Origin of the sequence: Bradyrhizobium sp. RDI18, from assembly GCF_043203335.1 — a bacterium.
Classification (GTDB): domain Bacteria; phylum Pseudomonadota; class Alphaproteobacteria; order Rhizobiales; family Xanthobacteraceae; genus Bradyrhizobium; species Bradyrhizobium retamae.
Genome location: NZ_JBICRN010000008.1, coordinates 4842108 through 4867886, shown reverse-complemented (window position 1 = coordinate 4867886; position 25779 = coordinate 4842108). Strand labels below are relative to the sequence as shown.

The window sequence follows — 25779 nt, the reverse complement described above, 5'->3', positions numbered from 1 at the left end:
GGCGCTTCGGCCCGGCCATGACGATGGTAGATACTATCGGTCTCGAAGAAGTGACAGCGATTTTTTACTTCTTCGGCGGCGCCATCTTGGAGTCCGCGGGCTTGGCGGCATCCGGCTTGGTGGCCTCGGCCGGCTTATCCATGCGCTCGACCTTGGCGGCTTCGCGCAGCTTGGCGACGTATTCGGCCTGCGCCTTGCGCGTCACATAGGTTTCGATCTGGGCCTTGACCTGCTCGAACTCGGGCGCCTTGCGGGCGCGCTTTTCCTCGACCTTGATCAGGTGCCAGCCGAATTGCGACTTGACGGGGTCGGAGATCTTGCCGGGTTCGAGCGTGAAGGCGACGGAGGAGAATTCCGGCACCATCTGTTCCTTGGTGAAGAAGCCAAGATCGCCGCCATCGGAGGCGCCGGGGTCCTTGGACTTCTTCTTCGCCAGTTCGGCGAAGTCGCCGCCCTTCTTCAGCTCTTCGGCGATCGCCTTGGCCTCATCCTCGGTCTCGACCAGGATATGGCGGGCGTGGACCTCCATCTCGCCGGTGATCTGCTTGGCGGCCTCCTCATAGACCTGCTTCATGGCCGCTTCGCTGGTCGCGGCCTTGCCCTCGGTGGCGAGCAGGCTATCCATCAAAAGGCGGCTGCGCGTGAACGCCAGGCGCTTCTTGAAGTCTTCGGAATTCTCGACCTTCTTTTCCTCGGCGGCCTTGGCGACGATCTTGAGGTCGATCAGGAAGGCCAGCACGTTGTCCTTCTTGGTCGCCGGGTCCATTTGCGCGAGGCTGGGGCCGAGTTCCTCTTCCGCGAGCGCGACGTCGCTCTGGCGGATCTCCGCACCGTTAACCTTGGCAAGAACGGGGTTGTCCTGGGCACGAGCCGGCAGGCCGGCGGCAAGAACCGCAGCCAGACAGGCCATTACGGCCAAAGAACCCCGTGAGCAGGCCGTGCCGAAGCGCAGGCCGGTTTTCGTTTCCGGGAACGAGGTGGTCATGGAAAATCCTTGTCTTGAAGAGGGGCGCCAAAGGCGGCGGGACACTCGCCCAATCATGCGGCCTTGGCAACGCGAAAAGTCTGTCAAAATGATGAATTCCTTGACATATGGACCCACGTTGACAAGGCCCGAACCCGGCCATATCTGTGCCCGATCGTACAGCGGCGATAGCGCTTATTTTGCTGCGTTTTTTGCCGTTGAACCTTGGATTGCTTAATTCCCACTCATTAGGCGGATAACGCCCCGGAACGGGGTATTTGCCGCCGTGCGTCACGGTGAGTTGATAGGCAATTTGGTGGTCCATCACGGCTTGCAACGCAAGTAACGGCAAAGGCAGGAATTGGCATGATCGGCGCGCTCGCCCGCAAGTTTTTCGGCTCCGCCAACGACCGGCGGGTGAAGGGATATCAATCCCGCGTCAACGCCATCAACGCGCTTGAGCCCGAGCTCGCGAAACTCTCCGATGAGGCGCTGAAAGCCCGCACCGCCGAATTCCGCCAGCAGCTCGCCGACGGCAAGACGCTCGACGACATTCTGGTTCCAGCCTTCGCGACCGTCCGCGAGGCCGCCAAGCGCACCCTCGGCCAGCGGCATTTCGACGTCCAGTTGATCGGCGGCATCGTGCTGCATGAGGGCGACATCGCCGAGATGAAGACCGGTGAAGGCAAAACGCTGGTGGCCACGCTCGCGGTCTATCTCAACGCGCTGGCCGGCCGGGGCGTCCACGTCGTCACCGTCAACGACTATCTCGCCCGCCGCGATAGCGAATGGATGGGCCAGATCTACAATTTCCTCGGCTTGACTGTCGGCGTCATTGTTCATGGTCTCGATGATGGCGAGCGCAAGGAAGCCTATTCGCGCGACATCACCTACGGCACCAACAACGAATACGGTTTCGACTATCTGCGCGACAACATGAAGTATCGGCTGGAGGACATGGTCCAGCGCGGCCATTTCTACGCCATCGTCGACGAAGTCGACTCGATCCTCATCGACGAGGCGCGCACGCCGCTGATCATCTCCGGCCCGCTCGACGACCGCTCGGATTTCTACAACACCATCGACACCTTCTTCCCCAAGCTCGACAAGACCGACTACGAGGTCGACGAGAAGCAGCGCACGGTGACGCTGACCGAAGCCGGTATGGAGAAGATCGAGACGCTGCTGCGCGACGCCGGTCAGCTCAAGGGCGAGTCGCTCTACGACGTCGAGAACGTCTCGGTCGTGCACCACATCAACCAGGCGCTGCGGGCGCATTCGCTGTTCACCCGCGACAAGGACTACATCGTCCGCGACGGCGAAGTCATCATCATCGACGAGTTCACCGGCCGCATGATGCCGGGACGGCGCTATTCGGAAGGCCTGCACCAGGCGCTGGAAGCCAAGGAGCACGTTCAGGTCCAGCCGGAAAACCAGACGCTGGCCTCGATTACGTTCCAGAACTATTTCCGGATGTACGAAAAGCTCGCGGGCATGACCGGTACGGCTGCCACCGAAGCCGACGAATTGTTCGACATCTACAAGCTCGAGGTCGTGGAAATCCCGACCAATCTGCCGGTGGCGCGTCTCGACGAGGACGACGAGGTCTACCGCACCCAGACCGAGAAATACGCCGCCATCCTGGCCGAGATCGAGCGCGCCAATGCGCGGCTGCAGCCGGTGCTGGTCGGCACCGCCTCGATCGAAAAGTCGGAAGTGCTGGCCGACTATCTGAAGAAGCACGGCTACAAGCAGATCGATTTCGGCAACGACGTCGCGCTGGAGAAGCTCTATGCCGCCGCGCGCGCCGGCAAGCCGGCAAAACTGTTTGCGGTGCTGAACGCGCGCTTCCACGAGCAGGAAGCCTATATCGTTGCCGAGGCCGGCGTGCCCGGCGCGATCACGATCGCGACCAACATGGCCGGCCGCGGTACCGACATCAAGCTCGGCGGCTCGCTCGAGATGCGGATCCTTCAGGAGACCGCTGACATCACCGACGAGGCCGAGAAGGCCAAAAAGATCGAACAGATCAAGGCCGACATCGAGCGCTTTCGCGAGATCGTGCTGAAGGCCGAGGAAGTGGTGGAACTCGAGCCTGCCAAGGGCTCAAAGGCGGCCAAGACCGTAACCAAGCCCGGCGGGCTCTACATCATGGGCTCGGAGCGCCATGAATCCCGGCGCATCGACAACCAGCTTCGCGGCCGCTCCGGCCGCCAGGGTGATCCGGGCCGTTCAAAGTTCTTCCTGTCGCTGGAAGACGATTTGATGCGGATCTTCGGCTCCGACCGGCTCGACACCATGCTGCAGCGGCTTGGCCTGAAGGAGGGCGAGGCCATCATCCATCCGTGGATCAACAAGGCGCTGGAGAAGGCGCAGCAGAAGGTCGAGGCGCGCAACTTCGATATCCGCAAGAACCTGCTCAAGTTCGACAACGTCCAGAACGACCAGCGCAAGGTGATCTTCGACCAGCGCGTCGAGTTGATGAGGAGCGACAGCGTGGCCGAAATGGTCACGGACATGCGTCACGACTTCATCGACGACATCGTCACCAAGCACGTGCCCGAACACGCCTATGCCGAGCAGTGGGATGTCGCCGGCCTCAAGGAAGAATTGAAGCGCGTGCTCGATATCGATCTGCCGGTCGATGAATGGGCCAAGGAAGAAGGCATTGCCGACGAGGAACTGCTGACGCGGATCGAGCAGCGCGTCGACGAGCACATGGCGGCCAAGGTCGCGCAATGGGGTCCCGACGTGATGCGCTACGTCGAGAAAACCATCCTGTTGCAGACGCTCGATCACCTCTGGCGCGAGCACCTGATCATGCTCGATCATCTGCGTCAGGTAATCGGCCTGCGCGGCTATGGCCAGCGCGATCCCTTGCAGGAATACAAATCGGAAGCCTTCGGCCTGTATGAGGCAATGACCGCGCATCTGCGCGAGGCGGTGACGGCGCAATTGATGCGCGTCGAGATCGTGCCGCCGGAAGAGCAGCAGCCGGTGCTGCCGGCGATGGAAGCGCACAAGTTCGATCCCAATACCGGCGAAGACGAGATGGCCTTTGCCAACGCCTCGCTGGTGCCCCAGGCTCCGGCCGCCGATCGCGATCCGAAAAACCCCGCAAGCTGGGGCAAGGTCGGCCGTAACGAGGATTGCCCTTGCGGAAGCGGCAAGAAGTACAAGCATTGCCACGGCAAGTACGCTTGAGCCTGTCATCGGGCGGCCATTCGGCCGACCCGTTGGCGGGCCATGACGATGGAATGCGTAGGCGAATTTAGCTGGCCGCTGCGAAGGCGCGGATCATCCTCTAGTTCGAGCTGTCGATCAGGCTCTCGAGCAGACGCTTCAGCTCGTTGGTCGATTTGTCGCCATAGCTCTCGACGATGTGCTCTTCCTGGCTCACCGCCAGCGAGTTCAGCCGCTTGCTCAGCGCCTTGCCGCGGTCGGACACGAACATCAGGACCTTGCGGCGGTCCTTGGGGTCCTGTACGCGGTAGACCAGCGCGTCTGACACCATGCGGTCGACCATCTTGGTCAGTGTGGGATGGTTGAGCAGCACCGCGTCCGCAAGCTCGCCCATCGAATGGCCGTTGCCGTCGGACAGAACCTTAAGGATGCGCCATTGCTCGACAGGTACGCCTTCCTTGCTCAAGCGCATTTCGAGCTGCCGGTTGATCTCCCGGTTGGCTTGCGCGAGCAAATAGGCGAGGTGTTCTGTGATGGGGGGATTGTCTTTCGGCGGTTTGGCCACGGCTTGAGACTTTGTCTTGACCCGAATGAGTGAACGGCTGGCAGTCGGTGCCGTTTCTATATGCACTTCAATTGTTGAATATTCAATATTTTCAAATAGGATATTTCCCCAACTAGGAAGGGTGGATGCCGCGGCCGCCCGCTGGGTGCGTTTTGGTCTGGTGACAGACAGGAGTTGGCGTGCGCTCGACGGTAAACTTCCCAGCTACCGGCGGTTCTGCGATTCCGCCCGCGCTGTTGTTTCGAAACCTGTCGTCGGCGACGGACGATCTCGACCTGTCCACGATCAAGCCCGGGTCGTCGAGGCGCCGAGGCGCTCACAGCAAGCTGCGGGTCGGCAATTTTCTCACCTTCTCGGGGTCGCCCGGAATCTGGGGCCCGAGCGCCACCAATAGCGTCCTGCTGGCGATCTCCGAGATCAATAAACGCGGCGGCATTCTCGGACGCGAGATTGAGCTGTCGGTCTACGATTCCGGTGGGCCAATCGAGGAGGTGGTGCGCCGCGCCGAACGCGCTCTCGCCTTCGACGAAGTCGACCTGATCATGGGTTCGCACATCAGCGCGGTCCGTGTCGCACTGCGCAAGGTCACTCGCAACCGCATTCCCTATATCTATACCCCCGTCTATGAAGGTGGCGAGCGCACGCCGGGCGTGATGGCGATCGGCGAGACACCGCGTTGGCAGAGCCGGCCGTCTATCCATTGGCTGTCCGACGTCAAGAAGGCGTCGCGCTGGTATCTGATCGGCAGCGATTATGTGTGGCCATGGCAGTCGCATCGCGCGGTCAAGCGATACATCGCCGAAGCGGGCGGGCAGGTCGTCGGCGAAGAGTTCGTTCCGGTCGGGGAAGACAACCACGAGGCGCATCTGGCGCGCATTCGTGCCGCAAAGCCCGATGCGGTGCTGATTTCGCTGATCGGCACGGACAGCATCACGTTCAATCGCGCCTTCGCCCAATGTGGCCTCGCCGCCACCACGCTGCGCTTCGCCGGCGCGATGGACGAGACAGTCCTGCTCGGCATCGGGGCCGAGAATACCGAGAACTTGTTCTGCGCATCCGGCTATTTCAATTGCGTCGGCTCGCGCGCCAATGACGAATTCCTCTCCCGCTATCGGGCGATGTTCGGTCCGCACGCGCCGCCGATCGGATCCGTCAGCCAATCCAACTATGAGGGCTTGCGCTTCCTCGAAGCGGCAGCCAACCGAGCCGGATCGTTGTCGATGGGGCCGTTGCTCGCAGCGGCGCGTAACGTGGTGTATGCGGGCGCCCGAGGCCCCATCACCATCCGCGATGGCCGTGCCGAGATGCCGATGTATCTTGCCGAGGCCAGTGGCCTCGACTTCAAGGTGATCAAGACGATCTAGAAAAACAACGCACGACCTGTCGGTGCCAAATTTCGAAATAATACTTGAAAAGGAAAATATTTCCGTTTTTAGTACCAAGAAGGAGCCGACGGCACGCCGCAAGGCGGGCAGCGGCACCGCGCCGGGAACTCAAAGCTTCAGGAGAGCGTCGTGTCAGTCGTCCTACCAACCCCAACCCAACTTCGTGCGGTCGCGGAACAGTGCGGCCTTTCATTGACCGACGAAGACGTCGCATCGTTTCGCGGCCTGATGCAGGGCTCGATCGACGCCTACAATCTCGTGGCAGCAATGCCGGACGAGGTGCCGCCGGTGAAATATCCGCGCACGCCCGGCTACCGGCCGCAGCCGGAGGAAAACCCGCGCAACGCCTGGTACCGCAAGTCGACCGTGAAGGGCGCCGCTGCCGGCAAGCTCAAGGGCAAGACGGTGGCGCTGAAGGACAACATCATGCTGGCGGGCGTGCCGATGATGAACGGGTCGGCGACGCTGGAAGGCTACGTACCCGATTTCGACGCCACCATCGTCACGCGCATGCTCGATGCAGGCGCCGAGATCGCCGGCAAGGTTCACTGCGAATCCTTCTGCATGTCCGGCGGCAGCCACACCGGCGCGGTAGGGCCTGTGCACAATCCGCACAAGATGGGCTATTCGGCCGGCGGTTCGTCGTCGGGCAGCGGCGTGGTCGTCGCACTCGGTGAGGTCGACATGGCGATCGGCGGTGACCAGGGCGGTTCGATCCGCATGCCGTCCTCGTTCTGCGGCATCTACGGCATGAAGCCGACCTGGGGGCTGGTGCCATACACCGGGATCATGCCAATCGAAATCTTCGTCGACCACACCGGGCCAATGACGGCGACGGTGGCGGACAACGCGCTGCTGCTGGAGGTCATCGCCGGCGACGACGGCTACGATCCGCGTATCAAGGCCCCGAAAGTCGAGGAGTACACCAAGGCGCTCGGCGGCGGCATCAAAGGGATGAAGATCGGCATCCTGAAGGAAGGCTTCGAACAGCCGACGGCCGAGCTGGCGGTCAATGAGAGCGTGCGAGAGGCGGCAAAGCGTTTCCGCGACCTCGGCGCCATCGTCGAGCAGGTCTCGATTCCGATGCATCTGAGCGGGCCTGCGATCTGGACGCCGATCGGCACCGAAGGCATGACGCAGACCATGATGTATGGCGACGGTTACGGACTTAGCCGTGCCGACCTCTATTCGACCTCGCTGATGGACTTCCATCGCGGCTGGCGACGGCAGGCCGACTCGCTCTCCGAGACCACGAAGCTGTTCCTGCTGCTTGGCACTTACATCAACAATAATTTCGGGCCGCGCTACTATGGCAAGGCGCTCAACATCTCACGCCGATTGACCGCCGCCTATGACAAGGCGTTCAAGGATTACGATCTCCTGCTGCTGCCGACGACGCCGATGAAGGCGACGCCGCTGCCGCAGGCCAATGCGAGCCGCGAGGATTACGTGGCGCGGGCGCTCGAGATGATTGCCAACACCGCGCCGTTCGACATTACGCATCATCCTGCAATGTCGCTGCCCTGCGGCATGATCGACGGCCTGCCCGTCGGGTTGATGCTGGTCGGACGGATGTTCGAGGAATCGACGATCTACCGCGCCGCGCACGCCTTCGAGCAGATCGGCGACTGGAAGAAGATGTGAGGGACTCATCGTTGCAGGCCGGCTGGACATAGAACATGGCTAGCGCATTCGTTGCGGCATTCGAGATCCTGAGTTTCGGCGCGATCATCGTTCTGGTCGTGCTGGGGCTCGGGATCATTGCCAGCATGATGGGAATTTTCAACTTCGCGCAGGGCGAGTTCGTCCTGCTCGGCGCTTACGTTACCTATCTGGCGCATAGCCGCGGGATTCCGATCTGGGTGGGCATGGCGGCTGCGCCATTCATCGTTGGCGGCCTCGGCTTCGTGCTGGAGGCGCTCATCATCCGGCGCTTCTACGCCGCGCCCATCGTGGCGATGCTTGGCACCTATGCGCTCGGCCTGATCATCCGCGAAAGCGTGCGCGGCCTGATCGGCGGTTTCTATCTGACCGTGCCGGAGCCGATCGGCGGCTCGATCGATATCGGCACGATGCACATTTCGACGTGGCGCTTCACGATCATCGTCATCACGCTGCTGGTGATGGGCGGCTGCTATCTATTGCTGTCGCGTACCAGCTTCGGCCTTCGCGTGCGCGCGACGTTGGAAAACCCCGCGCTGGCGCGGGTGTCGGGAATCTCGACTCCCTGATCTACGGCGCCACGTTTGCCTTCGGCGCCGCGCTGGCGGGGCTTGCCGGCGCGTTGATCGTGCCCGTGTTCAGCCTGTTCGCCGACCTCGGCATTCGCTTCCTGATTCAGGGCTTTGTCGCGGTCATGGTCGGCGGCGTCGGATCGTTTATCGGGCCGGTCGCCGGAGCCGGCTTGATCGGAACGCTCAGCGCGGCGCTGCCCTGGGTCATGGCGCCCGTGGTTGCCGATGTTCTCGTCTTCGTACTCGCCATCGTCTTCATCAAATTCCGGCCGCAAGGCCTCATCGCTGGAAAAGGGGTTTAGTCGCATGTTTGCCGATCGCCTTGATTTGACGCGCCGTCGTTTCCTCAGCGGCTTTGCTTTCACGACCGGCGCGATCGCGACCGGGATCGGTAGCTGGGTGGTCAGGCCCGACTGGGCCAATGCCGCCGAAGGCCCGATCAAGGTCGGCATCGCAACCGACCTGACCGGCCCGATCGCCTATGCCGGCAATGCCGACGCCAATGTCGCCAAGATGGTCATCAAGCAGATCAACGCCGCCGGCGGCCTGCTCGGCCGGCCGCTCGAGCTCTATATCGAAGATACCGCCTCCAACGAATCGGTCGCCGTCGGCAACGTTCGCAAGCTGATCCAGCGCGACAAGGTCGACATGGTGCTCGGCGGCATCACCAGTTCGATGCGCAACGCGATCAAGGATCCGATCGTGGCGCGCGGCAAGACGCTGTACATCTATCCGCAGCTTTACGAGGGCAAGGAATGCACGGCCAATCTATTCTGCACTGGCCCTACTCCGGCGCAGCAATGCGACGAGTTCATACCATGGCTGATCAAGAACGGCGGCAAGAAGTTTGCGCTGCCAAGCGCGAACTATGTCTGGCCGCACACGCTCAACGTCTATGCACGCAAGGTGATTGAATCCAGCGGTGGCGAGGTCGTGTTCGAGGAATACTACCCGCTCGACCAGGTCGACTTCTCAGCCACCGTCAACCGCATCATCTCCAACAAGGTCGATGTCGTCTTTAACACCGTAATCCCTCCCGGGGTCGGCCCGTTCTTCAAGCAGCTCTACGAGGCGGGCTTCCTGAAGAATGGGGGACGGCTGGCCTGCGTGTACTATGACGAGAATACGCTCAACATCAATCAGGCCAGCGAGATCGAGGGGCTTGCAAGCTGCCTTGACTACTTCAAGGCGCTGACCAAGGACGATCCGGTCAGCGCCAAGATCCACGCGGCCTACGAGAAGGATTTCCCCGGCAATTTCCTGTTCGCCGCCGGCAGCGCGGCGACCGGCACCTATCGCGGGCTGAAGCTATGGGAAGCGGCGGTCAAGGAGGCCGGCAAGATCGAACGCGATGCGGTGGCCGCGGCGCTCGATCACGCCAAGATCGCGGAAGGCCCGGGCGGACCGGCCGAGATGGTGCCGGGCAAGCGGCACTGCAAGATGAAGATGTATACCGCTGTTGCCAAAGGCGGGAACTATGAGATCGTGGGCCGCAGCGACGGCCTCGTCGATCCCAAGGAATGCTGAGTGATCCATGGGTGCAGCAAAGCAGGCCCTTCGCGCAGCGGTGAGTCGGGGGCCCGACGTTTCGATGGTTGACGGTGGATTGAATCGAGCATTGCCGGCGCAACTAGCGGCGGGACGAAAGGTGCTCCCGATCGTGGAAGGGGCGGTGCTGATCGCGGCGCTGATCCTGCCGCTGGTTCTGCAGGACTACCTCACGGTGTTCGCCACCCGTGTCATTATTCTCGCCCTGTTCGCGCTCTCGTTCGATCTGGTGTGGGGATATGCCGGCATCATGAGCTTCGGTCAGGCGCTGTTCTTCGGCTCGGCCGGTTATGGCGTTGCACTGATGGCGCGCGACCTCAACATCACCTCGATCTTTCTGGTGCTGCCGGCGGGAACGCTGATCGGGCTCACCACCTCGCTGTTGCTCGGTGGCTTTCTGCTGCTCGGCCGGCATCCCTCCAGCGTGATCTTCGTTGCACTCGGTACCCTGACCGGATCCTACGCCGCTGACCGCCTGGCGCGCGGCTGGTACTATCTCGGCGGACAGAACGGCATTCCTTCGATTCCGTCGATGTCGCTCGGCAGCTACGACATTACCGAAGGACCGGTCTATTACTATTTCGCGCTCGGCATTCTGGTCGTGGTCTATCTGCTGTGCCGCTTCCTGGTGCGCTCGCAGTTCGGCCTGGCACTGGCGGGGCTTCGCGAGAACGAGCAGCGCATCGCCTTCTTCGGATACAAGGCGCAACACCTGAAGGCGATTGTTTTCGCCGTGGGCGGCACCATCGCAGGCCTTGCAGGTAGTCTCTACGCATTTCACGAGGGCTTCGTCTGGCCCAATATGGTCGGCGTGGTAATCTCGACGCAGGTCGTGCTTTACGTTTTATTCGGCGGATCGGGCACATTGATCGGCGCGGTTATCGGCGCCGTCATCATCGAGGGCGTCAGCTTCTGGCTGTCGGACAATTATCGCGACATCTGGCCGATCCTTCTCGGCGTGTTGCTGCTGCTGGTGATCCTGTTCCGCCCGCTCGGGCTGATCAGCTTCGTGCTCGGCGAACGCGAGCGCGTCGGCAGTTTTGGGGCGACACGCAAGGAGAAGCGCAATGCCGCTCCTTGAGGCGACCGGCATCGTCAAGGTGTTTGGCAAGCTCACCGCGCTCGATGGTGCAGCGCTGACGATAGGCGAAAACGAGTTTCACGGCCTGATCGGGCCGAACGGCTCGGGAAAAAGCACCCTGATGAAGTGCGTCGCAGGCGCCGAGATGCCGACCCAAGGCAAGGTCAGCTTCATCAACCGCGATATCACCCAGTTGTCGCCGACCGAGCGAGCCCGCGCCGGCATGAGCCTGAAATTCCAGATCACCAGCGTGCTGCCGACACTGACGCTGTACGACAACATCCTGCTGGCGCTGCAGGCGCAATCCTCGCTGTTCGATCTGGTGTTCTCGCGCACGCGCGGCGTGCTGCACGATCAGGTAATGATGATGTTGAGCCAGTTCCGCCTCGCCGATCGCGCGCATGATGCTGCCGCGTCGCTGTCGCACGGGCAGCAGCAATGGCTGGAAATCGCCATGGCGCTCGCAGCCAGGCCGCGGCTGCTGCTGCTGGACGAGCCGACCGGCGGCATGAGCCTGGAAGAACGCCGCGTCACCGGCGAACTCCTGCAGCCCATCAAGCAGCATTGTTCGCTTGTGATCGTCGAACACGATCTGGATTTCATCCGCGATATCTGCGACCGCCTGACCGTGATCGACCAGGGTCGTGTGCTCGCGTCCGGAACGGTCGCAGAGATTCAGGCCAACAAGAGCGTCCAGGAGATTTATCTGCGTCGTGCCTGAACAGACATTTCTCGACATACGGCATCTCGAAGCCGGTTATGGCCGCAGCCAGGTCCTGTTCGATGTCAACATCGGCATTCCCTGGCGTGGCGGCGTCGCGGTGCTCGGCCGTAACGGAGCCGGCAAGACCACACTGATGAAGACGATCGTCGGCGAGCTTGCGAGTTCGAATGGCGAATTGTTTTTCGACGGCCGTGACATCACCCGGCGCCGGACCGAGGAGCGGGTCCGCTCGGGCATCGGCTACGTGCCCCAGGAACATTCGGTGTTTGCTCGGCTCTCGGTGCGCGACAATCTCGCAGTCGGTTCGCTGTTCAACGTTGATCCGACGGCGGTCGATCGGGTCCTGACCATCTTCCCGAAGCTCGGGCAGCGGCTCGACCAGCCGGCCGGCACGCTGTCGGGCGGCGAGCGCAAGATGCTGGCGATCGGACGCGCGATGCTTGGCAATCCCAAATTGCTGCTGCTGGACGAGCCGACCGAAGGCGTATGGGTTGGTGTGATCGAGGAGATCACCGAGCGGCTCATCGAGTTGGCCAGGCAGATCTCGATCGTCATCGTCGAGCAGCATCTCGATCTCGCGCTGCGCGTCGCCGATTATGCCTATGTGCTCGATCGCGGCAGGGTGGCGCTGCAAGGCGCTGCTGGCGAGGTGCGGAACGATCCGGAATTATTGCGCTATCTCGCACCGTAGCGTCCGGCCGAAGGCGCGCCGGCGTCGATGGCTGATCCGGCTATGAAAGTGTTGCCGCGCCTTACCTCACCGCCCCGAAGCGGCTGTCGAACGAGTTTGTGGACACGATCGGCGCGGAGCCTGCGACCTGATTGTCCTTGGCGGCAGGTGCCGGGCTATCTGACACTGACGGCTTCAGCGGCGGGCGGCTGGCGGCGGCGTGTTTGACGTCGGGCTTTGCTGCCGTCGTCTTCGGCGCAGCGGCATCAGGACGCGGCTGCTGCTTGGCCTCGGTCGCCGCCTTCGGCTTGGACGGTGGCGTGCTGGCGGTGGCGTCGGCTGCGCCGCCCAGGCCAACCTTGCGGGCGAGGCTGGAGAAGAAGCCGTCGTTCTGCTCAGTCGTCGGCGCCGCATTGGCGACCCGCGTCGAAGCTGGGGCGGAGGCAGGAGCAGCGGCAGGAGCAGCAGCCGGTACTGCGGCCAGTTTCGGCTGCTCCGGCGGACCCATCAGCAGGTTTTCGGACGGAGCTTTCGGCGGACTGACGTGGGAGGGAACGGTGCCTGGCGCACGCGCCATCAGCGACAGGCTTGAGCCGTCGCCGGGCTCCGAAAGCCCGGTGTTGCCTTCGGGCACGCGGGCGGCGAACACCTTGTGCATGCCGCCGTCGATACCGGTGTTGATCCGCGCCACCGGCGTTCCCTTTGCGATCAGCCGTGCGGTCTCGGCAATATCGGTGGCCTGCTTCTCGCGCACGGCGTCGGCGATTTCATCTGATATCGCATAGGCGGGACACTTGGAGGATGCCTCGAACACCGGGTCCTTGGTGGCGCCCGGCGGCTTGACCGCATCGAACACGTATTTCTTTTCGCAGAAATCGACCTTCGGCTCCTGCCGCGTCACTTCGAAATGATCATTGCCTTCCTTGATCATTTTCCAGAACGGCATGTGCGGGTTGTTGCGGTGTTTGGCCATGTTGGCCGGCGTCATCCGGAACGGATAGGCCTGCAACTGGAACGACTTCTGGCCGCCAAAGAAGGATTCGCGGCCCAGCGAATAGATCTCCGCGATCTGCTCGTCGGTCATCGCGTAGCAGCCGCGCGAGGAGCAGTCGCCATGCACCATCAACTGCGAGCCGGTGCGTCCCAATGCTTTGTCGAACGCATTGGGATAGCCGGTGTTGAAGGAGAGGTAATAGGCCGACTGCGGGTTCATCTGCGCCGGCGAGATCGAGTAGAAGCCCTCCGGCGCCTGGCGGTCGCCTTCCTTGATCTTCGGTCCGAGGTCGCCTGACCAGCGGCAGATTGGATACGTCTTCAACAGCGCGAAACGGCCGGAGCGGTCCTGCTTCCAGATCTCCAGTTCGGCTTCCTGCTTGAACAGCCGGACCAGGATCGGGGACTGCAGGTCCATGTCCTTCGCCGTCATGTCGGCGATCAGTTTTGGCGGGACTGGTTGGTTGGCCTTGGCGTTGTTGGCCAGCGAGATGCCGTCACTGTTGCAGCCGGCCATCAACACGCCTGCGCCCACGAGGACAGCCGACGTGACGAGCGCGCGAACCAGCGAGCGGTTAATCAAAGGCTAAGCTCCACACCCACCGGGCATTCTCGCACCCCAAATCAACAGCGACATGCCCTGAAGCCATTGTCTAAAATATTACCCATTGCCCCCCTGCGCCGCAACCCGAACGGGGCCGTCCAGCGGATGCTGCGGCAGGCATGGTCAACAGAAACTAAAGACCGGGCTCGGGGCCTAATTGCGGCCGAATCATGCGCGCTGGCGAAAATAATGGCCGTTTGGAGGTCGTTAATATTTGGAGCGAGTAGCCCGACCGACCTTACCGGGCAGCGTAGATAGGGACGGAGCGATCAGCCGAGCTTGCGGCCGATATCGAGGAATTTCTGCCGCCGATGCCGGCGGACAGCATCCGCGTCGAGATTGCGGAGGTCGTTGAAGGCCTCCGCGATGGCATCGCCGGTGGCCGCGATCATGGCGGCAGAATCGCGATGGGCGCCGCCGGCGGGCTCTTTCAGGATCTGGTCGATCACGCCGAAACGCAGCATGTCCTGCGCGGTGATCTTCATGCTGGTGGCAGCTTCCTGCGCCTTGGTGCCGTCGCGCCACAGGATCGAGGAGGCCGCCTCCGGCGAGATCACGCTGTAGATCGCGTGTTCGAACATCAAGACCTTATTCGCGGTCGTGATGGCGATCGCACCGCCCGACATGCCTTCGCCGGTGACGATCGCGACATTGGGCACGCCGAGCGACAGGCAGGCGTCGGTGGAGCGCGCGATCGCTTCCGCCTGGCCGCGTTCCTCGGCGCCGATGCCAGGATAGGCGCCGGCGGAATCGACGATCGACAGCACGGGAATGCCGAAACGATCGGCCAACTCCATCAGCCGCACGGCCTTGCGATAGCCTTCAGGCCGCGCCATCCCGAAATTATGCTTGATGCGGCCCTCGGTCGAGGCCCCCTTTTCCTGGCCGACGACGCAGATGCTCTCGCCGCGGAAGCGGCCGAAGCCGCCCATCAGGGCCTCGTCCTCGCCGAATTTGCGGTCGCCCGCCATCGGCGTGAACTCCGTGATCAGCGCATTGACGAAATCGGTGAAGTGCGGGCGCTGCGGATGGCGTGCCACCAGCGTCTTCTGCCACGGCGTCAAATTGGCGTAGAGATCGGCCAGCGCCTGGGACGCCTTGTCCTCGATGCGCGCAATCTCGTCGCCGATGTCGCTGCCGGACGCCGCCAGCGCGCGCAATTCGTCGATCTTGGACTCGAGTTCGGCGACTGGTTTTTCGAAGTCGAGATAGCTGCGCATCTGTTCCGGCATCAAGACAATATAGGTAACAACGCGCTGTGAGGCGAAGCGGTTTTCGATCTCGCCCCAAGAAAGCACGCATCTTCAATGATTTAGCGCGCATCTCGGTCCGGATGACCCGGTTTGCCGAAAGCGCGCCAAACAAGGCCGCGGGCGGGACGGCTGTTTCGGGGGAGAAGCCGCGGAAGTCAAGGCGGGAAGTTCATCTACCTGTCGTCCCTGCGAACGTAGGGACCCATAAGCCGCGGCCTATCGGGCAGACCAATGGGGTCGACGCCTTCTGTAAATAATCAGCTACGGTGGTTCTGGGTCCCTGCGTTCGCAGGGACGACTACGGCTTCTCCGCCAGCGGATGCAGGTCGCGCACCAGGCTCTTCAGCCGTTCCTCGACCACATGGGTATAGATTTGCGTGGTCGAGATGTCGGTGTGGCCGAGCAGGGTCTGCACGATGCGCAGGTCCGCACCGTTATGCAGCAGATGGCTGGCAAAGGCGTGGCGCAGCACGTGCGGCGAGACCAGCCGCGGCGCCAGGCCTGACGCCGCCGCCAGTTCCTTCAAATCGCGCGCAAAGTGCTGGCGCGTCAGATGGCCGCTCTCGCCGAAGGAGGGAAACAGCCACTTCGATGCAGCGGCGTTTCTCTTCTTCTCGGGCCTGAGCGCTTCCATGGCGGCGAGATAATCGGCCATTGCCCGCCTTGAGGCTTCGTTGAGCGGCACCAGCCGTTCCTTGTTGCCCTTGCCGCGCACCATGATCATGCGGGCATCGCGCCGTGCGGCCGACAGCGGCAGCGCCACCAACTCCGAGACGCGCAAGCCGGTGGCGTAGAGCACTTCCAGCAGGCAATACAGCCGCACCGCGCGCAGCCGCTGTTGCGGCGAGGCGTTTTCGGCCCCGGTCAATTCCTTGGCCCGCGTCAGCATCCGGTCGACATCCGATATCGACAGCACCTTCGGCAGCCCGCGGCCGCGCTTCGGGCCGGACAGGATCGCGGCCGGATCATCGGCGCGGATACGCTCGTTGAGCAGGAAGCGGAACAGATGCCGCATCGCCGACAGCCGCCGCGCCACGCTGGAGGATTTGAAGCCGCGGGTGTCGAGATCGGCGAGGTAGTCGCGCAGCACGTCGGTCCCGGCACGGGTAAAGTTCTGGCCGGCTTGCCCAAGAAATTCGGAGAAATCCGTGAGGTCGCGCCGATAGGCGTCGAGCGTATTGTCGCCCGCCCCCTGTTCCGCCGCGAGCATGTCAAGGAACAGGTTGATCAGCTTCGCGTCGGAGGGTGTCGTGCGCATTCGCTATGATACCTCATGATCCGGGCAGGACGGAGGCTTTTTCAAACACAGCACGCGCATGCGGTTAGGACATTTGACTGATCGCCGTGGCTTGCGACCAGACGACCATCCATCGCCCGTCGCGATATTCGTAAGTGTCGGTGTGCCAGTAATCACCGGGGGCGACCTGGTGGCCACCGAACACGATCTCGAGCCTCGCCCGATACCGGATCACTGCATGGCCCTTGTGCTGCCGTACGGCGATAGGTCCAGGTTCCCACATGAGATATTTGATCTGGCCGCTCGCGATCGCACCCAGATATTCGTCCTTGGATAGCGGCATTCCGATTGGCGTAATCAACTGGAACTCAGACGCATGAAGCGGTCTTGCCGCCTCCATGTCGCCGGCGACCAGGGCGCGAAGCCGGGACCGTTCGGTGTTGCGGATGTGCTCGGCTTCCGGCGAGCCGTCCATGTCGGTGGTGTGCGTTGGCATCGGTGTTGTCCAATTCTGTAAGGGGGACGATTAGTGGGTCGTGACGACGCAACCTGCGGGTTTGACGCTGATTGCGCGAGTAACGGAGCTGCCGCTCTACGCCCTGGTGATCAGACCATAGTCGATCAGGCTTTGTGCGCTGGCGCGGATGCAGTCCTCGTCGGGCCGCGCTCTCCAGTTCAGCACCCGATGCGCCTTGGCCGCGCTTACGCTAAGGTCGCGATCGAGTTCGTGAATGATCATGCGCGAACGCGGGCTAAACGGAGCCATTGCCCTCACCATCCAGCTCGGCACTTCGCCACGGGGCAAATCGGCAGCATAGGCTGGGAACGATTTTGCCAGCACGGAGGCCAATGCTCGCAACCAGAAAAACCCTCCGCCGATGATGAAGCGCTGGCCGGAAGCATCCGGACAGGTCATGGCGCGGATATGGGCATCGGCCGCATCGCGCACGTCCACGACCGCAAAGCCGAAGCGCGGCACACGCTTCAGCTTGCCGCTCATCATTTGCTGGATCAGCCCGACCGATGTGCCGTACTGCGGACCAAGCAGCGGGCCGAAGATCATGCCCGGGTTGATGACGGCCAGATCGAGCCCGGTCTTCCTGGCAAAGGTCCACGCCGCCTGTTCGGCCAGCGTTTTCGACCTGTAGTACGGCGTGGCGCGCGCGCTGGTCGGATCAGTCCAGTCGCTCTCGGTATAGGGAGCCCGACCGCTGCCGTGATTAGTAGCGGCGATCGAGGATGTCAGCACCACACGCGCGACGCCGGCGTGATGGGCCGCGCGCAGCACCCGTAGTGCGCCCTCTCGCGCGGTCTCGATCAATTCCTCCGCGTTCTTTGGCAGACCCGCCGGGAACGGCGAGGCTGTGTGAATGACGTAGCGGCACCCATATAGCGCGGCATCCCAACCGGCATCGGAGCAAAGATCGGCCTGAACAAAGCTGAGCGCCTCGGCGCCAGCAGGTGCCGCAGCACCAAGCTGGCTTCTGATCCGGTCACAGGCGGTAAGGCTGCGGACGGTGCCGCGAACGCGATAGCCGCTCGCCAGCAATTGCCTCGCGATGTGTCCGCCGAGAAATCCGCCGATGCCAGTGACGAGCACCGTGGCGGCGGCCGCAGGATCATTCAACTTGGTATGCATGTAGATTCAATCCTTTAGGACCGCCGAATGGCGATGCTTAGACACATAGACAGTAATTGTCTAATCGTCTTTTGACGGATTAGACAAACACTGTCAATCTGTCTCGGATGAACCAGAGCGACCAAAAATCCGAAGCCATTCTCGACGCGGCGCTTCCCGTCTTTGTCCGTCACGGTTTTCGCAAGACGTCGATGGCCGACATCGCGCGCGCCGCGGGCATGTCTCGGGCGGCGCTCTATTTGAGCTTCAGCAGCAAGGAAGAACTGTTTCGGGCGGGGTCGGCGCGGGCGCACGCCCGGGCGATGCGAAAGGTCGAGGCCGCGCTTGCCGGCGATGGCGATGTTTTCAGTCGGACTGAAATGGCAATTGCCGCTTTCCAACGGGAATTAATTGCGCCTTTCGCCGGCAGCGGCGACGCGGCGGAACTGTTCGAAGCCAACATTGCGTTGGCCCGAGACGTCACGCTGGCGGCGCGCGCCGAGCTAGTGGCCCTCCTTGCTCAAGCGCTCACCAATGCGCAGGCAACAGGTGCGATCACCCTGGATGCTTTGCATGCCACGCCTGCAGACGTGGCCGCCATCATTGTTGCGGCCATGGAGGGTATCAAGGACGCGCAAGTCGCCGACCACGATCTGCTCGAAGATACGCGGCTGTTCCTGCGTCTACTGCGCAAAGCGCTGAGTCGTTAATTTGCCGGCCGTCTGATCCTCGCAACCAGCGGCTATCTTTTGAGGAACTTGTCTGCGGGAATGGTGACCGTCATTTCCCGGGGGCTTGGATTGACGAAATTCGCCAGCGCGAAAATCACGCCATAGATCACCCCGGCTATCACGCCGACGACCGTCAGAAAGCGGAACAAGCTGGGCATAGGGGGCTCAGGGCGGCGAATTAACCAACGAAATCATCCAACATGTTCCCATCCCCGTGGCAAGAGTCTCTGGCAACTGCATCAGTCGGGGTAGTATAGGTGTCGCAGAGCGGTGGAAATCCGCGAAACCACAGAGTTTTTTGATGTCCGAGACCGTCGCACCGGCCCAGGCGAGCGCCCCCCAGGAGGCCGACGTTACGTCGGCCCTGGCACGGCGTTCGGTTGTGCTGGTTGGCATGATGGGGGCAGGCAAGTCGACCATCGGCCGCCGCCTGGCGGCGCGGCTGCGGCTGCCATTTCTCGACGCCGATATCGAGATCGAGGCGGCCGCCGGAATGTCGATTCCGGACATTTTCGAAACCCATGGCGAGCCGCATTTCCGGGACGGCGAGGCGCGGGTGATTGCGCGGCTGCTCGATAGCGGTCCGGCCGTGATCGCCACCGGCGGCGGCGCCTTCATGCGCGAGGAGACCCGCAACCGGATCCGCGACAGGGCGGTCTCGATCTGGCTCAAGGCGGACGTCGACGTCATCATGAAGCGCGTGAGGCGTCGCGCCGACCGGCCGCTGCTGCAGACCGAGGATCCGACTGCCACCGTCAGCCGCCTGCTCGAAGCGCGCGAGCCGGTCTACCGGAGCGCCGACGTGACCATTCTGTCTCGCGACGTGCCGCACGATCGAATCGTCGACGAATGCATCGAGGCCCTGCGCGCCCGGCTGTGTGCCGGCGGCCCGGCCGCCCAGCCAACAACCGACGGGATGAACGTCACGCCATGACTGCGCCGCTGAAACATTCCGCCGACATCACGGTCGACGTCGCCCTCGGCGACCGCGCCTATGACATCGTGATCGGCCGCGGCGTGCTGGATACGCTCGGCGCACGCGTCGCTGCGCTGCGGCCCGGCGTGCGGACCGCCATCGTCACCGATCGTACTGTGGCCAGGTACTGGCTGGAGCAGACCGAGCGTTCGCTTGCCGAAGCCGGCATCGCGACGTCTCGCGTCATCGTCGAGGAAGGCGAGATATCAAAGACCTATGCCGGTCTCGAAAGTGTCTCCGAAGCGCTGATCGCGGCGAAGATCGAGCGCAACGATCTGGTGATCGCGCTCGGCGGCGGCGTGGTCGGCGATCTCGCCGGTTTCGCGGCGGCGATCCTGCGACGCGGCGTCGATTTCGTGCAGGTGCCGACCTCGCTTTTGGCCCAGGTGGATTCCTCGGTCGGTGGCAAGACCGGCATCAATTCGCCGCAGGGCAAGAATTTGCTTGGCGCGTTTCATCAGCCGGTGCTGGTGATCGCCGATACGTCGGTGCTCGACACGCTGTCGCCGCGCCAGTTCCGCGCCGGCTATGCCGAGGTCGCTAAATATGGCGTGCTCGGCGATGAAGCCTTTTTTACCTGGCTCGAAGCCAACCATGCCGACATCTTTTCCGGTGGCGCGGCGCGCGAGCACGCGATTGCAACTTCCTGCCGCGCCAAGGCCGCGATCGTCTCCCGCGACGAGCGCGAAAATGGCGAGCGCGCGCTGCTCAACCTCGGCCACACCTTCGGCCATGCGCTGGAGGCCGCGACCGGCTTTTCCGACCGCCTGTTCCACGGCGAAGGCGTCTCGGTCGGCATGGTGCTGGCGGCGGAGTTTTCAGCGAAACTCGGCATGATCTCCGAGGCCGACGCCACCCGGGTCGAGCGCCATCTTGCTTCCGTTGGCCTGCCAACCCATTTGCAGGACATCGCAGGCTTCGCCCAGGAAGGGCTGGCCGATGCCGACGCCCTGATGGCGCTGATGGCGCAGGACAAGAAGGTCAAGCGCGGCAAGCTGACCTTCATCCTGCTGCAGGCGATCGGCCGCGCGGTGGTTGCAAACGACGTCGAGCCGGCGCTGGTTCGCGATTTCCTGCAACAGAAGTTGTCGGGATGACGGGATTATCGGGCGGCTTGACGCAAGCGTCGCGCGGGGCCGGGGCCGTCACGAGGAATATATGAGTTCGACCGCGTTCAATCTGCTGCTCGCGATCTTCCTGCTCGCCGCCAACGCGTTTTACGTGGCCGCCGAGTTTGCGCTGGTCAAGAGCCGCGGCTTCCGCATCAAGGCGATGGTCGAGCAGGACCGGTTCGGTGCGCGCCTGCTGCACGGCATGATGGGCAATATCGAGGCCTATCTCGCCTGCTGCCAGCTCGGCATCACCATGGCCTCGCTCGGCCTCGGCTGGGTCGGCGAACCGACCGTTTCGGCGCTGCTCGAACCGGTGCTCATGCCGCTCGGAATGTCGGAAGCCAGCCTGCACTTCGTGTCGTTCCTGGCCGGGTTCCTGGTGTTCTCCTCGCTGCATATCGTCGTCGGCGAGCAGGTGCCGAAGACGCTGGCGATCAGGGAGCCGATGCCGGTATCGCAATGGATCGCGTATCCGCTCTATTTGTCCTATCTGGTTTTCTGGCCGCTGAACTGGCTGCTCAACAGCGCCTCGCGCGGGATTCTGCGATTGCTCGGCGTACAGGAATCCTCGCAGCACGAAATTCTCACCGACTCCGAGATCGAAGGGCTGGTGGAAGAATCGGCCGTGCACGGCGGAATCGAAAGCGGTGAGGCCGAGTACATTCAAAATGTCTTCCGCTTTGGCGATCTGGCGGTATCCGACGTCATGGTTCATCGCACCGCGATGGTGATGATCAATGCCGACCTGCCGCCGGACGAACTGGTGGGCGAGGTGCTGGCAACAGAATACACCCGCATCCCGCTCTGGCGCGACAAGCCGGAGAACATCATCGGCGTGCTGCACGCCAAGGATCTCTTGCGCGCGATCCGTGCTTCCGACGGCGATACCTCGCACATCAATGTTTCGGACATCATGCGCCCGCCCTGGTTCGTGCCGGAAATGCGGCCCCTGTCCGAACAATTGAAAGCGTTCCGCCGCCGCAAAACCCACTTCGCGCTCGTCGTCGACGAATATGGCGAGGTCGAAGGCATGGTGACGCTGGAAGACGTTCTGGAAGAGATCGTCGGCGATATTTCCGACGAGCACGACGTCGTGGTCGCCGGCGTCCGCATCCAGGCCGACGGCTCCGTCGTGGTGGATGGCTCCGTGCCGATCCGCGACCTCAACCGCGCCATGAACTGGCATCTGCCCGACGAGGAGGCGACGACGGTCGCCGGCCTCGTGATTCACGAGGCGCGCTCGATTCCCGAACGCGGCCAGAATTTTACCTTCCACGGCTGCCGTTTCCGCGTGCTGCGCCGCGAGCGCAACCGCATTACGGCGCTGAAGATCACGCCGCTGCCGCGCGAAACCGACGCGGAGTATCCGAAGCCGAAGCGGGCAGGGACAGCGTTCTGAGCGCTTCTCCGCGCATTGCGCGCTCGCTCCTCAGGACGGTGGGACTATTCAATATCGATCGTGACGCCGGAGAGCTTCCACTGGCCATCGGAGGGAATGAAGCCGAGCTGGTACTTCACCTTTTTCGGTGTGGTGTCGAAGCGGCCCTTCAGGCGCAGCACGCCCTTGTCGTCGATCTTTGCGTCCTCCTCCGGAATGACCGGGCTGGCGACGATCGCGTCGAACACGGCGTGCTTCTCGACCAGGTCCTTGAAGACGGCCCGCAGCTTGTCGGGCGGAAACTGATCGCGGAACGGCTTTGAAAGCTTGGCGTGCAGGACCGTGAAGTTGTCCGATGCCACCGCGTCGTTGAGCGTCACCAGAATGCTCTTGATCAGCACCTCCTGAACGAAGGGGCTCGGCATGTCGAGCGCCTGCGTCCTGATTGGGGAGGCCGCAACTAGCAGTGCCACGGCGGCAGTCCATCTGAAGCGTGCCCAATATCGCATCGGACGACCCCATCGAGCTGCGATGGCATCAGGGTCAGCCGACCCGCGTTCAACCGCAACTTGGCCTTCGCTTTGATGATTGTCTCATAGTTGCGAAGATGGTTCTACCGTCTCCGCCGATTTTCACAGGAAGCTGGCGGATAACCTCATGTCAGGTGGGCGATGGCTTCCGCGAGCAGCCGTTCTGGTGGATACGCCGATGTGTCCAGCGTCAGCCTGGCATCGGTCCAGGCTTCATAGCCGGAGCGCCGCTTCTCGACCTCGGCCCAGGTAATTTCTGTCATTCCCTCGATGGAGCGCATTCGCGCTTCGATGCGCCGGCGGTGCGTTGCTTCATCCGCGCAAACGCATTCGATGATCGCTAGCTCTACGTGATAGTTTGCGGCGAGATTCCGCCATGCGGCGCGCGGCGCCTCGACCGGATTGACGGCGTCGATCACGACGGACTGCCCCAGCCGCAGGTGCTCTTCGGCCAATGCTTGCGCCACGACATATGCCGCAATTCCCGTTTTATCCCGGGGCAGGCCGCCGCGCCACATCGCGGCCTCGATCGGATCGACGGAAAACAGCGGCAGCGAAAAATGGCGCGAAAGCCCTTCGGCCAGCGTGCTCTTTCCGGAACCCGGGAGCCCTGCCAAAATCACGAGCTTCTGCGACAGCATCGGGCGCTCATACTGTTGCGGCAGGGTGCCAAACTACCGGCCGGCGGTTTCTCCCGGCGCCTGCGCCCTGATGGCGAGTGCATGGACGGAGCCCTCAAGTTCCGCCGCAAGCGTCGCATTTACCATGCGGTGGCGTTCAACCCGGCTCTTCCCTTCGAAGGCCGGAGATACGATATACACCCTGAAATGCGTCTCACCGCCTGGCCGGTGGCCCGCATGGCCCTCATGCAGATGAGATTCGTCCGCGACGTCGAGGCTTTCCGGCAAGAAAGCTTCACGCAACTTGTTTATGATAATGTCCCTGGTGCTCATGATGGCGGCAGATAATTGTGTGTCCGCTTCCCGTCAATGGCGCATCCGAACGGAGGTATTCGCAATGTCAAGACTTGAAGCCTTGCGCATTGCGTAGTCAAAGTCAGCCATGCCGATTGATTCATCCAAGTTCTTCGATTCCATTCGCATCAAGCCCAACAAGCTGAGTGCGAAGCAGCAGGCGCAGGCGCGCGAGGAAGCCGCCATGTGCGAGTGGGCGGGCTGCCAGAACAAGGGCCCGCACCGCGCGCCCAAGGGCCGGGAGAATTCCCGCGAGTACTGGCACTTCTGTCTCAACCATGTGCGCGAATACAATCAGTCCTACAATTTTTTCCAGGGCATGAACGCCGACGCCGTCGCGCGCTACCAGAAGGACGCGCTGACCGGCCATCGCCCGACCTGGAAGATGGGCGCCAACACCGCCGGCAAGAAGGGCAAGCAGCCCAGCGCCGAGGACTTTGACGGCGCCGCCGATCCGTTCAGCATGTTCTCCGAGCTCAACGGCCGCGGCCGCTGGCGACCCGGCCCGGGCGCGCAGGCCAAGACCGAAACGCGCAAGGTGATGAACGCCGAGCGCAAGGCGCTGCAGGTGATGGGGCTTTCCGCCGAAGCAACGCTCGATGACGTCAAGGCCAGGTACAAGGCGCTGGTCAAGCAGCACCACCCCGACGCCAATGGCGGCGACCGCTCCACCGAGGACCGCCTGATCGAGATTATCAAGGCGTATAATTATTTGAAGACGGTGGTGCGCGCGTAGCGCTGTTCATCGTCGCCCCTGCGAACGCAGGGGCCCATAACCACCGGCATTAATCGATAGAGAAAGCTGTCTACCCGTATGCCCTTTCCATGGGCCGCGGCGTATGAGTCCCTGCGTTCGCAGGGACGACAGCGGAGATCTTGGCTCCGCTGTTGTCTTGTACGAAGCTTTGGTCCCGCTCACCTCGGCATTGGGCCAATATACGCCGAACTCGGCCGGATCAGCCTGCCGCCACGCTGCTGCTCGCGGGCATGCGCGGTCCAGCCTGCGGCGCGCGCCACCGCAAAGATCGGCGTAAACGCCTGCCGTGGAATTTTCAGCGCGTCGAGCAGGATTGCGGTGAAGAACTCCACATTGGTATCGAGCGGGCGCTCCGGATTTTTCCGCCGCAATGCGTCGCGGATGTAGGCCTCGACCTCGCCCGCGAACGGCAGATCGGCGCCGCCTTCTGCGAGCCGCTCGATCGCGCGCTTGAGCACATCTGCGCGTGGGTCGCGGACGCGATAGACGCGGTGGCCGAATCCCATAAGCCGCTCGCCGCGGGCCAGTGCGCTGTCGACCCACGGCTTGATCCGCTCGGTCGAGCCGATCGCATCCAGCATCTCCAGCACCGGCTCAGGGGCGCCGCCATGCAATGGCCCGGTCAGGGCGCAATAGCCGGCCGTGATGGCTGCGAACAAATCCGCTTGCGTCGAGGCTACAACGCGCGTCGAGAAGGTCGAGGCGTTCATGCCGTGGTCGCAGACAGTGACAAAGTAGGTGTCCAGCGCGGTGATCTCGCGCGGTTCGGCTTTGCGGCCGCGCAGCATCGACAGCGTGTCGGCGGCATGGCCGACGGTCGGGTCGGGCGCGATCGGGTCCTCGCCTTTGGCCCGCTGCAGCAGCGCGCCCGCAATCACAGGCAACGCGCCGACGATGGTCGCCTCGTGCTCAAGTCCGTTTTCGCCGCGCAGGCCGGCAACGGCTGCGCGAAAGCCGTCGACAATCGACATGCCACGCGTTGCCGGCAGCAATTCGGGTAGCCGTGCGAATGCGCGTTCCCGCGCAGCGCCGAGCCGTGAGCGCACATTGGCTTCGTTGAGCGAGGTTCCCATTGTGGCGTTCCACAGCCGCGCGGTCACGCCTTCAAAACTCGACTTGCCCGCGAGGTCGCCGACCCGTTCGCCGGCGATGATCAGTTCGCCGCGCTCGCCGTCGACATGGCTGAGGACGGTTTCGGCGGCCGGAATGCCGTCGAGGCCGATCGGGGTCTTGGAAATCTGCATGTTCATGAGGGCTCTCCT

At 62.8% G+C, this 25779-nt stretch carries 24 protein-coding genes and 1 pseudogene; 13 read left to right on the top strand and 12 right to left on the bottom strand.

The window, feature by feature from the left end; genetic code table 11:
• Positions 1 to 64 precede the first annotated feature (64 nt).
• On the bottom strand, positions 65 to 985 hold the full coding sequence (locus ACFXS9_RS32625; RefSeq protein WP_392696259.1) for a peptidylprolyl isomerase: 921 nt from the start codon (positions 983 to 985) through the stop codon (positions 65 to 67).
• Between the two features lie 345 nt (positions 986 to 1330).
• Between ACFXS9_RS32625 and secA the strand changes: the two genes are divergently transcribed.
• Complete coding sequence (gene secA / locus ACFXS9_RS32620) at positions 1331 to 4168, top strand: preprotein translocase subunit SecA (RefSeq protein ID WP_392696257.1); 2838 nt, start codon at positions 1331 to 1333, stop codon at positions 4166 to 4168.
• A gap of 100 nt (positions 4169 to 4268) precedes the next feature.
• On the opposite strand, the gene ACFXS9_RS32615 is transcribed toward secA, so the two are convergent.
• On the bottom strand, positions 4269 to 4712 hold the full coding sequence (locus ACFXS9_RS32615) for a MarR family winged helix-turn-helix transcriptional regulator (RefSeq protein ID WP_392696254.1): 444 nt from the start codon (positions 4710 to 4712) through the stop codon (positions 4269 to 4271).
• A 179-nt stretch (positions 4713 to 4891) separates the two neighbouring features.
• On the opposite strand from ACFXS9_RS32615, the gene ACFXS9_RS32610 reads away from it, so the two are divergent.
• The 7 genes and pseudogenes from ACFXS9_RS32610 to ACFXS9_RS32580 all read left to right on the top strand — a co-directional run bounded on the left by ACFXS9_RS32610 (position 4892) and on the right by ACFXS9_RS32580 (position 12375).
• Complete coding sequence (locus tag ACFXS9_RS32610) at positions 4892 to 6076, top strand: substrate-binding domain-containing protein (RefSeq protein ID WP_392696252.1); 1185 nt, start codon at positions 4892 to 4894, stop codon at positions 6074 to 6076.
• Positions 6077 to 6226: 150 nt separating this feature from the next.
• Positions 6227 to 7741 (top strand): amidase, encoded by a 1515-nt coding sequence (locus ACFXS9_RS32605; protein ID WP_392696249.1) that lies wholly within the window; start codon positions 6227 to 6229, stop codon positions 7739 to 7741.
• A 35-nt stretch (positions 7742 to 7776) separates the two neighbouring features.
• Positions 7777 to 8633 (top strand): annotated as a pseudogene (locus tag ACFXS9_RS32600) (branched-chain amino acid ABC transporter permease).
• A gap of 4 nt (positions 8634 to 8637) precedes the next feature.
• The gene (locus ACFXS9_RS32595; protein WP_392696247.1) at positions 8638 to 9858 is read left to right on the top strand and encodes a substrate-binding protein; all 1221 of its coding nucleotides are present in this window, start codon (positions 8638 to 8640) and stop codon (positions 9856 to 9858) included.
• A gap of 64 nt (positions 9859 to 9922) precedes the next feature.
• Positions 9923 to 10960 (top strand): branched-chain amino acid ABC transporter permease, encoded by a 1038-nt coding sequence (locus tag ACFXS9_RS32590; protein ID WP_392700142.1) that lies wholly within the window; start codon positions 9923 to 9925, stop codon positions 10958 to 10960.
• Positions 10947 to 11681 carry an ABC transporter ATP-binding protein gene (locus ACFXS9_RS32585; protein ID WP_392696245.1) on the top strand — a complete coding sequence of 245 codons (735 nt, stop codon included), beginning with the start codon at positions 10947 to 10949 and terminating at the stop codon, positions 11679 to 11681. The genes ACFXS9_RS32590 and ACFXS9_RS32585 overlap by 14 nt, the downstream gene beginning before the upstream one ends.
• A complete protein-coding gene (locus tag ACFXS9_RS32580) occupies positions 11674 to 12375 on the top strand; it encodes an ABC transporter ATP-binding protein (protein ID WP_392696243.1) in 702 nt (233 codons plus the stop codon). Before ACFXS9_RS32585 ends, ACFXS9_RS32580 begins: the two co-directional genes overlap by 8 nt.
• Before the next feature lie 61 nt (positions 12376 to 12436).
• Here the strand turns inward: ACFXS9_RS32580 and ACFXS9_RS32575 are convergent, their stop codons facing one another.
• From ACFXS9_RS32575 to ACFXS9_RS32555, 5 genes are all read right to left on the bottom strand, one after another.
• Positions 12437 to 13930, bottom strand: a complete 1494-nt coding sequence (locus ACFXS9_RS32575) for a L,D-transpeptidase family protein (RefSeq protein WP_392696241.1) — start codon at positions 13928 to 13930, stop codon at positions 12437 to 12439.
• A gap of 290 nt (positions 13931 to 14220) precedes the next feature.
• Positions 14221 to 15183, bottom strand: a complete 963-nt coding sequence (locus ACFXS9_RS32570) for an acetyl-CoA carboxylase carboxyltransferase subunit alpha (RefSeq protein ID WP_392700140.1) — start codon at positions 15181 to 15183, stop codon at positions 14221 to 14223.
• Between the two features lie 319 nt (positions 15184 to 15502).
• Entirely contained in the window at positions 15503 to 16462 is a 960-nt protein-coding gene (xerD, locus tag ACFXS9_RS32565; protein ID WP_392696238.1) for a site-specific tyrosine recombinase XerD, read from the bottom strand.
• 64 nt (positions 16463 to 16526) lie between these two features.
• Positions 16527 to 16937, bottom strand: a complete 411-nt coding sequence (locus ACFXS9_RS32560; protein ID WP_392696235.1) for a nuclear transport factor 2 family protein — start codon at positions 16935 to 16937, stop codon at positions 16527 to 16529.
• A 96-nt stretch (positions 16938 to 17033) separates the two neighbouring features.
• Positions 17034 to 18080: an SDR family oxidoreductase gene (locus ACFXS9_RS32555; RefSeq protein ID WP_392696234.1), complete on the bottom strand. Its 1047-nt coding sequence runs from the start codon at positions 18078 to 18080 to the stop codon at positions 17034 to 17036.
• Between the two features lie 107 nt (positions 18081 to 18187).
• Between ACFXS9_RS32555 and ACFXS9_RS32550 the strand changes: the two genes are divergently transcribed.
• The gene (locus ACFXS9_RS32550; RefSeq protein WP_392696231.1) at positions 18188 to 18769 is read left to right on the top strand and encodes a helix-turn-helix domain-containing protein; all 582 of its coding nucleotides are present in this window, start codon (positions 18188 to 18190) and stop codon (positions 18767 to 18769) included.
• A 32-nt stretch (positions 18770 to 18801) separates the two neighbouring features.
• Here the strand turns inward: ACFXS9_RS32550 and ACFXS9_RS32545 are convergent, their stop codons facing one another.
• Positions 18802 to 18948, bottom strand: a complete 147-nt coding sequence (locus ACFXS9_RS32545; RefSeq protein WP_213251304.1) for a histidine kinase — start codon at positions 18946 to 18948, stop codon at positions 18802 to 18804.
• Between the two features lie 143 nt (positions 18949 to 19091).
• On the opposite strand from ACFXS9_RS32545, the gene ACFXS9_RS32540 reads away from it, so the two are divergent.
• The 3 genes from ACFXS9_RS32540 (at position 19092) to ACFXS9_RS32530 (ending at position 22277) form a co-directional block, all read left to right on the top strand.
• Positions 19092 to 19724 (top strand): shikimate kinase, encoded by a 633-nt coding sequence (locus ACFXS9_RS32540; protein ID WP_392696227.1) that lies wholly within the window; start codon positions 19092 to 19094, stop codon positions 19722 to 19724.
• Positions 19721 to 20863, top strand: a complete 1143-nt coding sequence (aroB, locus tag ACFXS9_RS32535) for a 3-dehydroquinate synthase (protein WP_392696226.1) — start codon at positions 19721 to 19723, stop codon at positions 20861 to 20863. The genes ACFXS9_RS32540 and aroB overlap by 4 nt, the downstream gene beginning before the upstream one ends.
• Positions 20864 to 20924: 61 nt before the next feature.
• Positions 20925 to 22277, top strand: coding sequence for a hemolysin family protein (locus ACFXS9_RS32530; protein WP_392696223.1), 1353 nt, complete (start codon positions 20925 to 20927; stop codon positions 22275 to 22277).
• Between the two features lie 44 nt (positions 22278 to 22321).
• On the opposite strand, the gene ACFXS9_RS32525 is transcribed toward ACFXS9_RS32530, so the two are convergent.
• The 3 genes from ACFXS9_RS32525 to ACFXS9_RS32515 all read right to left on the bottom strand — a co-directional run bounded on the left by ACFXS9_RS32525 (position 22322) and on the right by ACFXS9_RS32515 (position 23739).
• A complete protein-coding gene (locus ACFXS9_RS32525; protein WP_392696221.1) occupies positions 22322 to 22729 on the bottom strand; it encodes a hypothetical protein in 408 nt (135 codons plus the stop codon).
• A gap of 182 nt (positions 22730 to 22911) precedes the next feature.
• On the bottom strand, positions 22912 to 23427 hold the full coding sequence (locus ACFXS9_RS32520) for an AAA family ATPase (RefSeq protein ID WP_392696218.1): 516 nt from the start codon (positions 23425 to 23427) through the stop codon (positions 22912 to 22914).
• A gap of 33 nt (positions 23428 to 23460) precedes the next feature.
• Positions 23461 to 23739: a BolA family protein gene (locus ACFXS9_RS32515; RefSeq protein ID WP_392696215.1), complete on the bottom strand. Its 279-nt coding sequence runs from the start codon at positions 23737 to 23739 to the stop codon at positions 23461 to 23463.
• A 109-nt stretch (positions 23740 to 23848) separates the two neighbouring features.
• Between ACFXS9_RS32515 and ACFXS9_RS32510 the strand changes: the two genes are divergently transcribed.
• Positions 23849 to 24496, top strand: coding sequence for a J domain-containing protein (locus ACFXS9_RS32510; protein WP_392696212.1), 648 nt, complete (start codon positions 23849 to 23851; stop codon positions 24494 to 24496).
• A gap of 179 nt (positions 24497 to 24675) precedes the next feature.
• Here the strand turns inward: ACFXS9_RS32510 and ACFXS9_RS32505 are convergent, their stop codons facing one another.
• Positions 24676 to 25767, bottom strand: a complete 1092-nt coding sequence (locus ACFXS9_RS32505; RefSeq protein WP_392696209.1) for a citrate synthase/methylcitrate synthase — start codon at positions 25765 to 25767, stop codon at positions 24676 to 24678.
• Positions 25768 to 25779 lie beyond the last annotated feature (12 nt).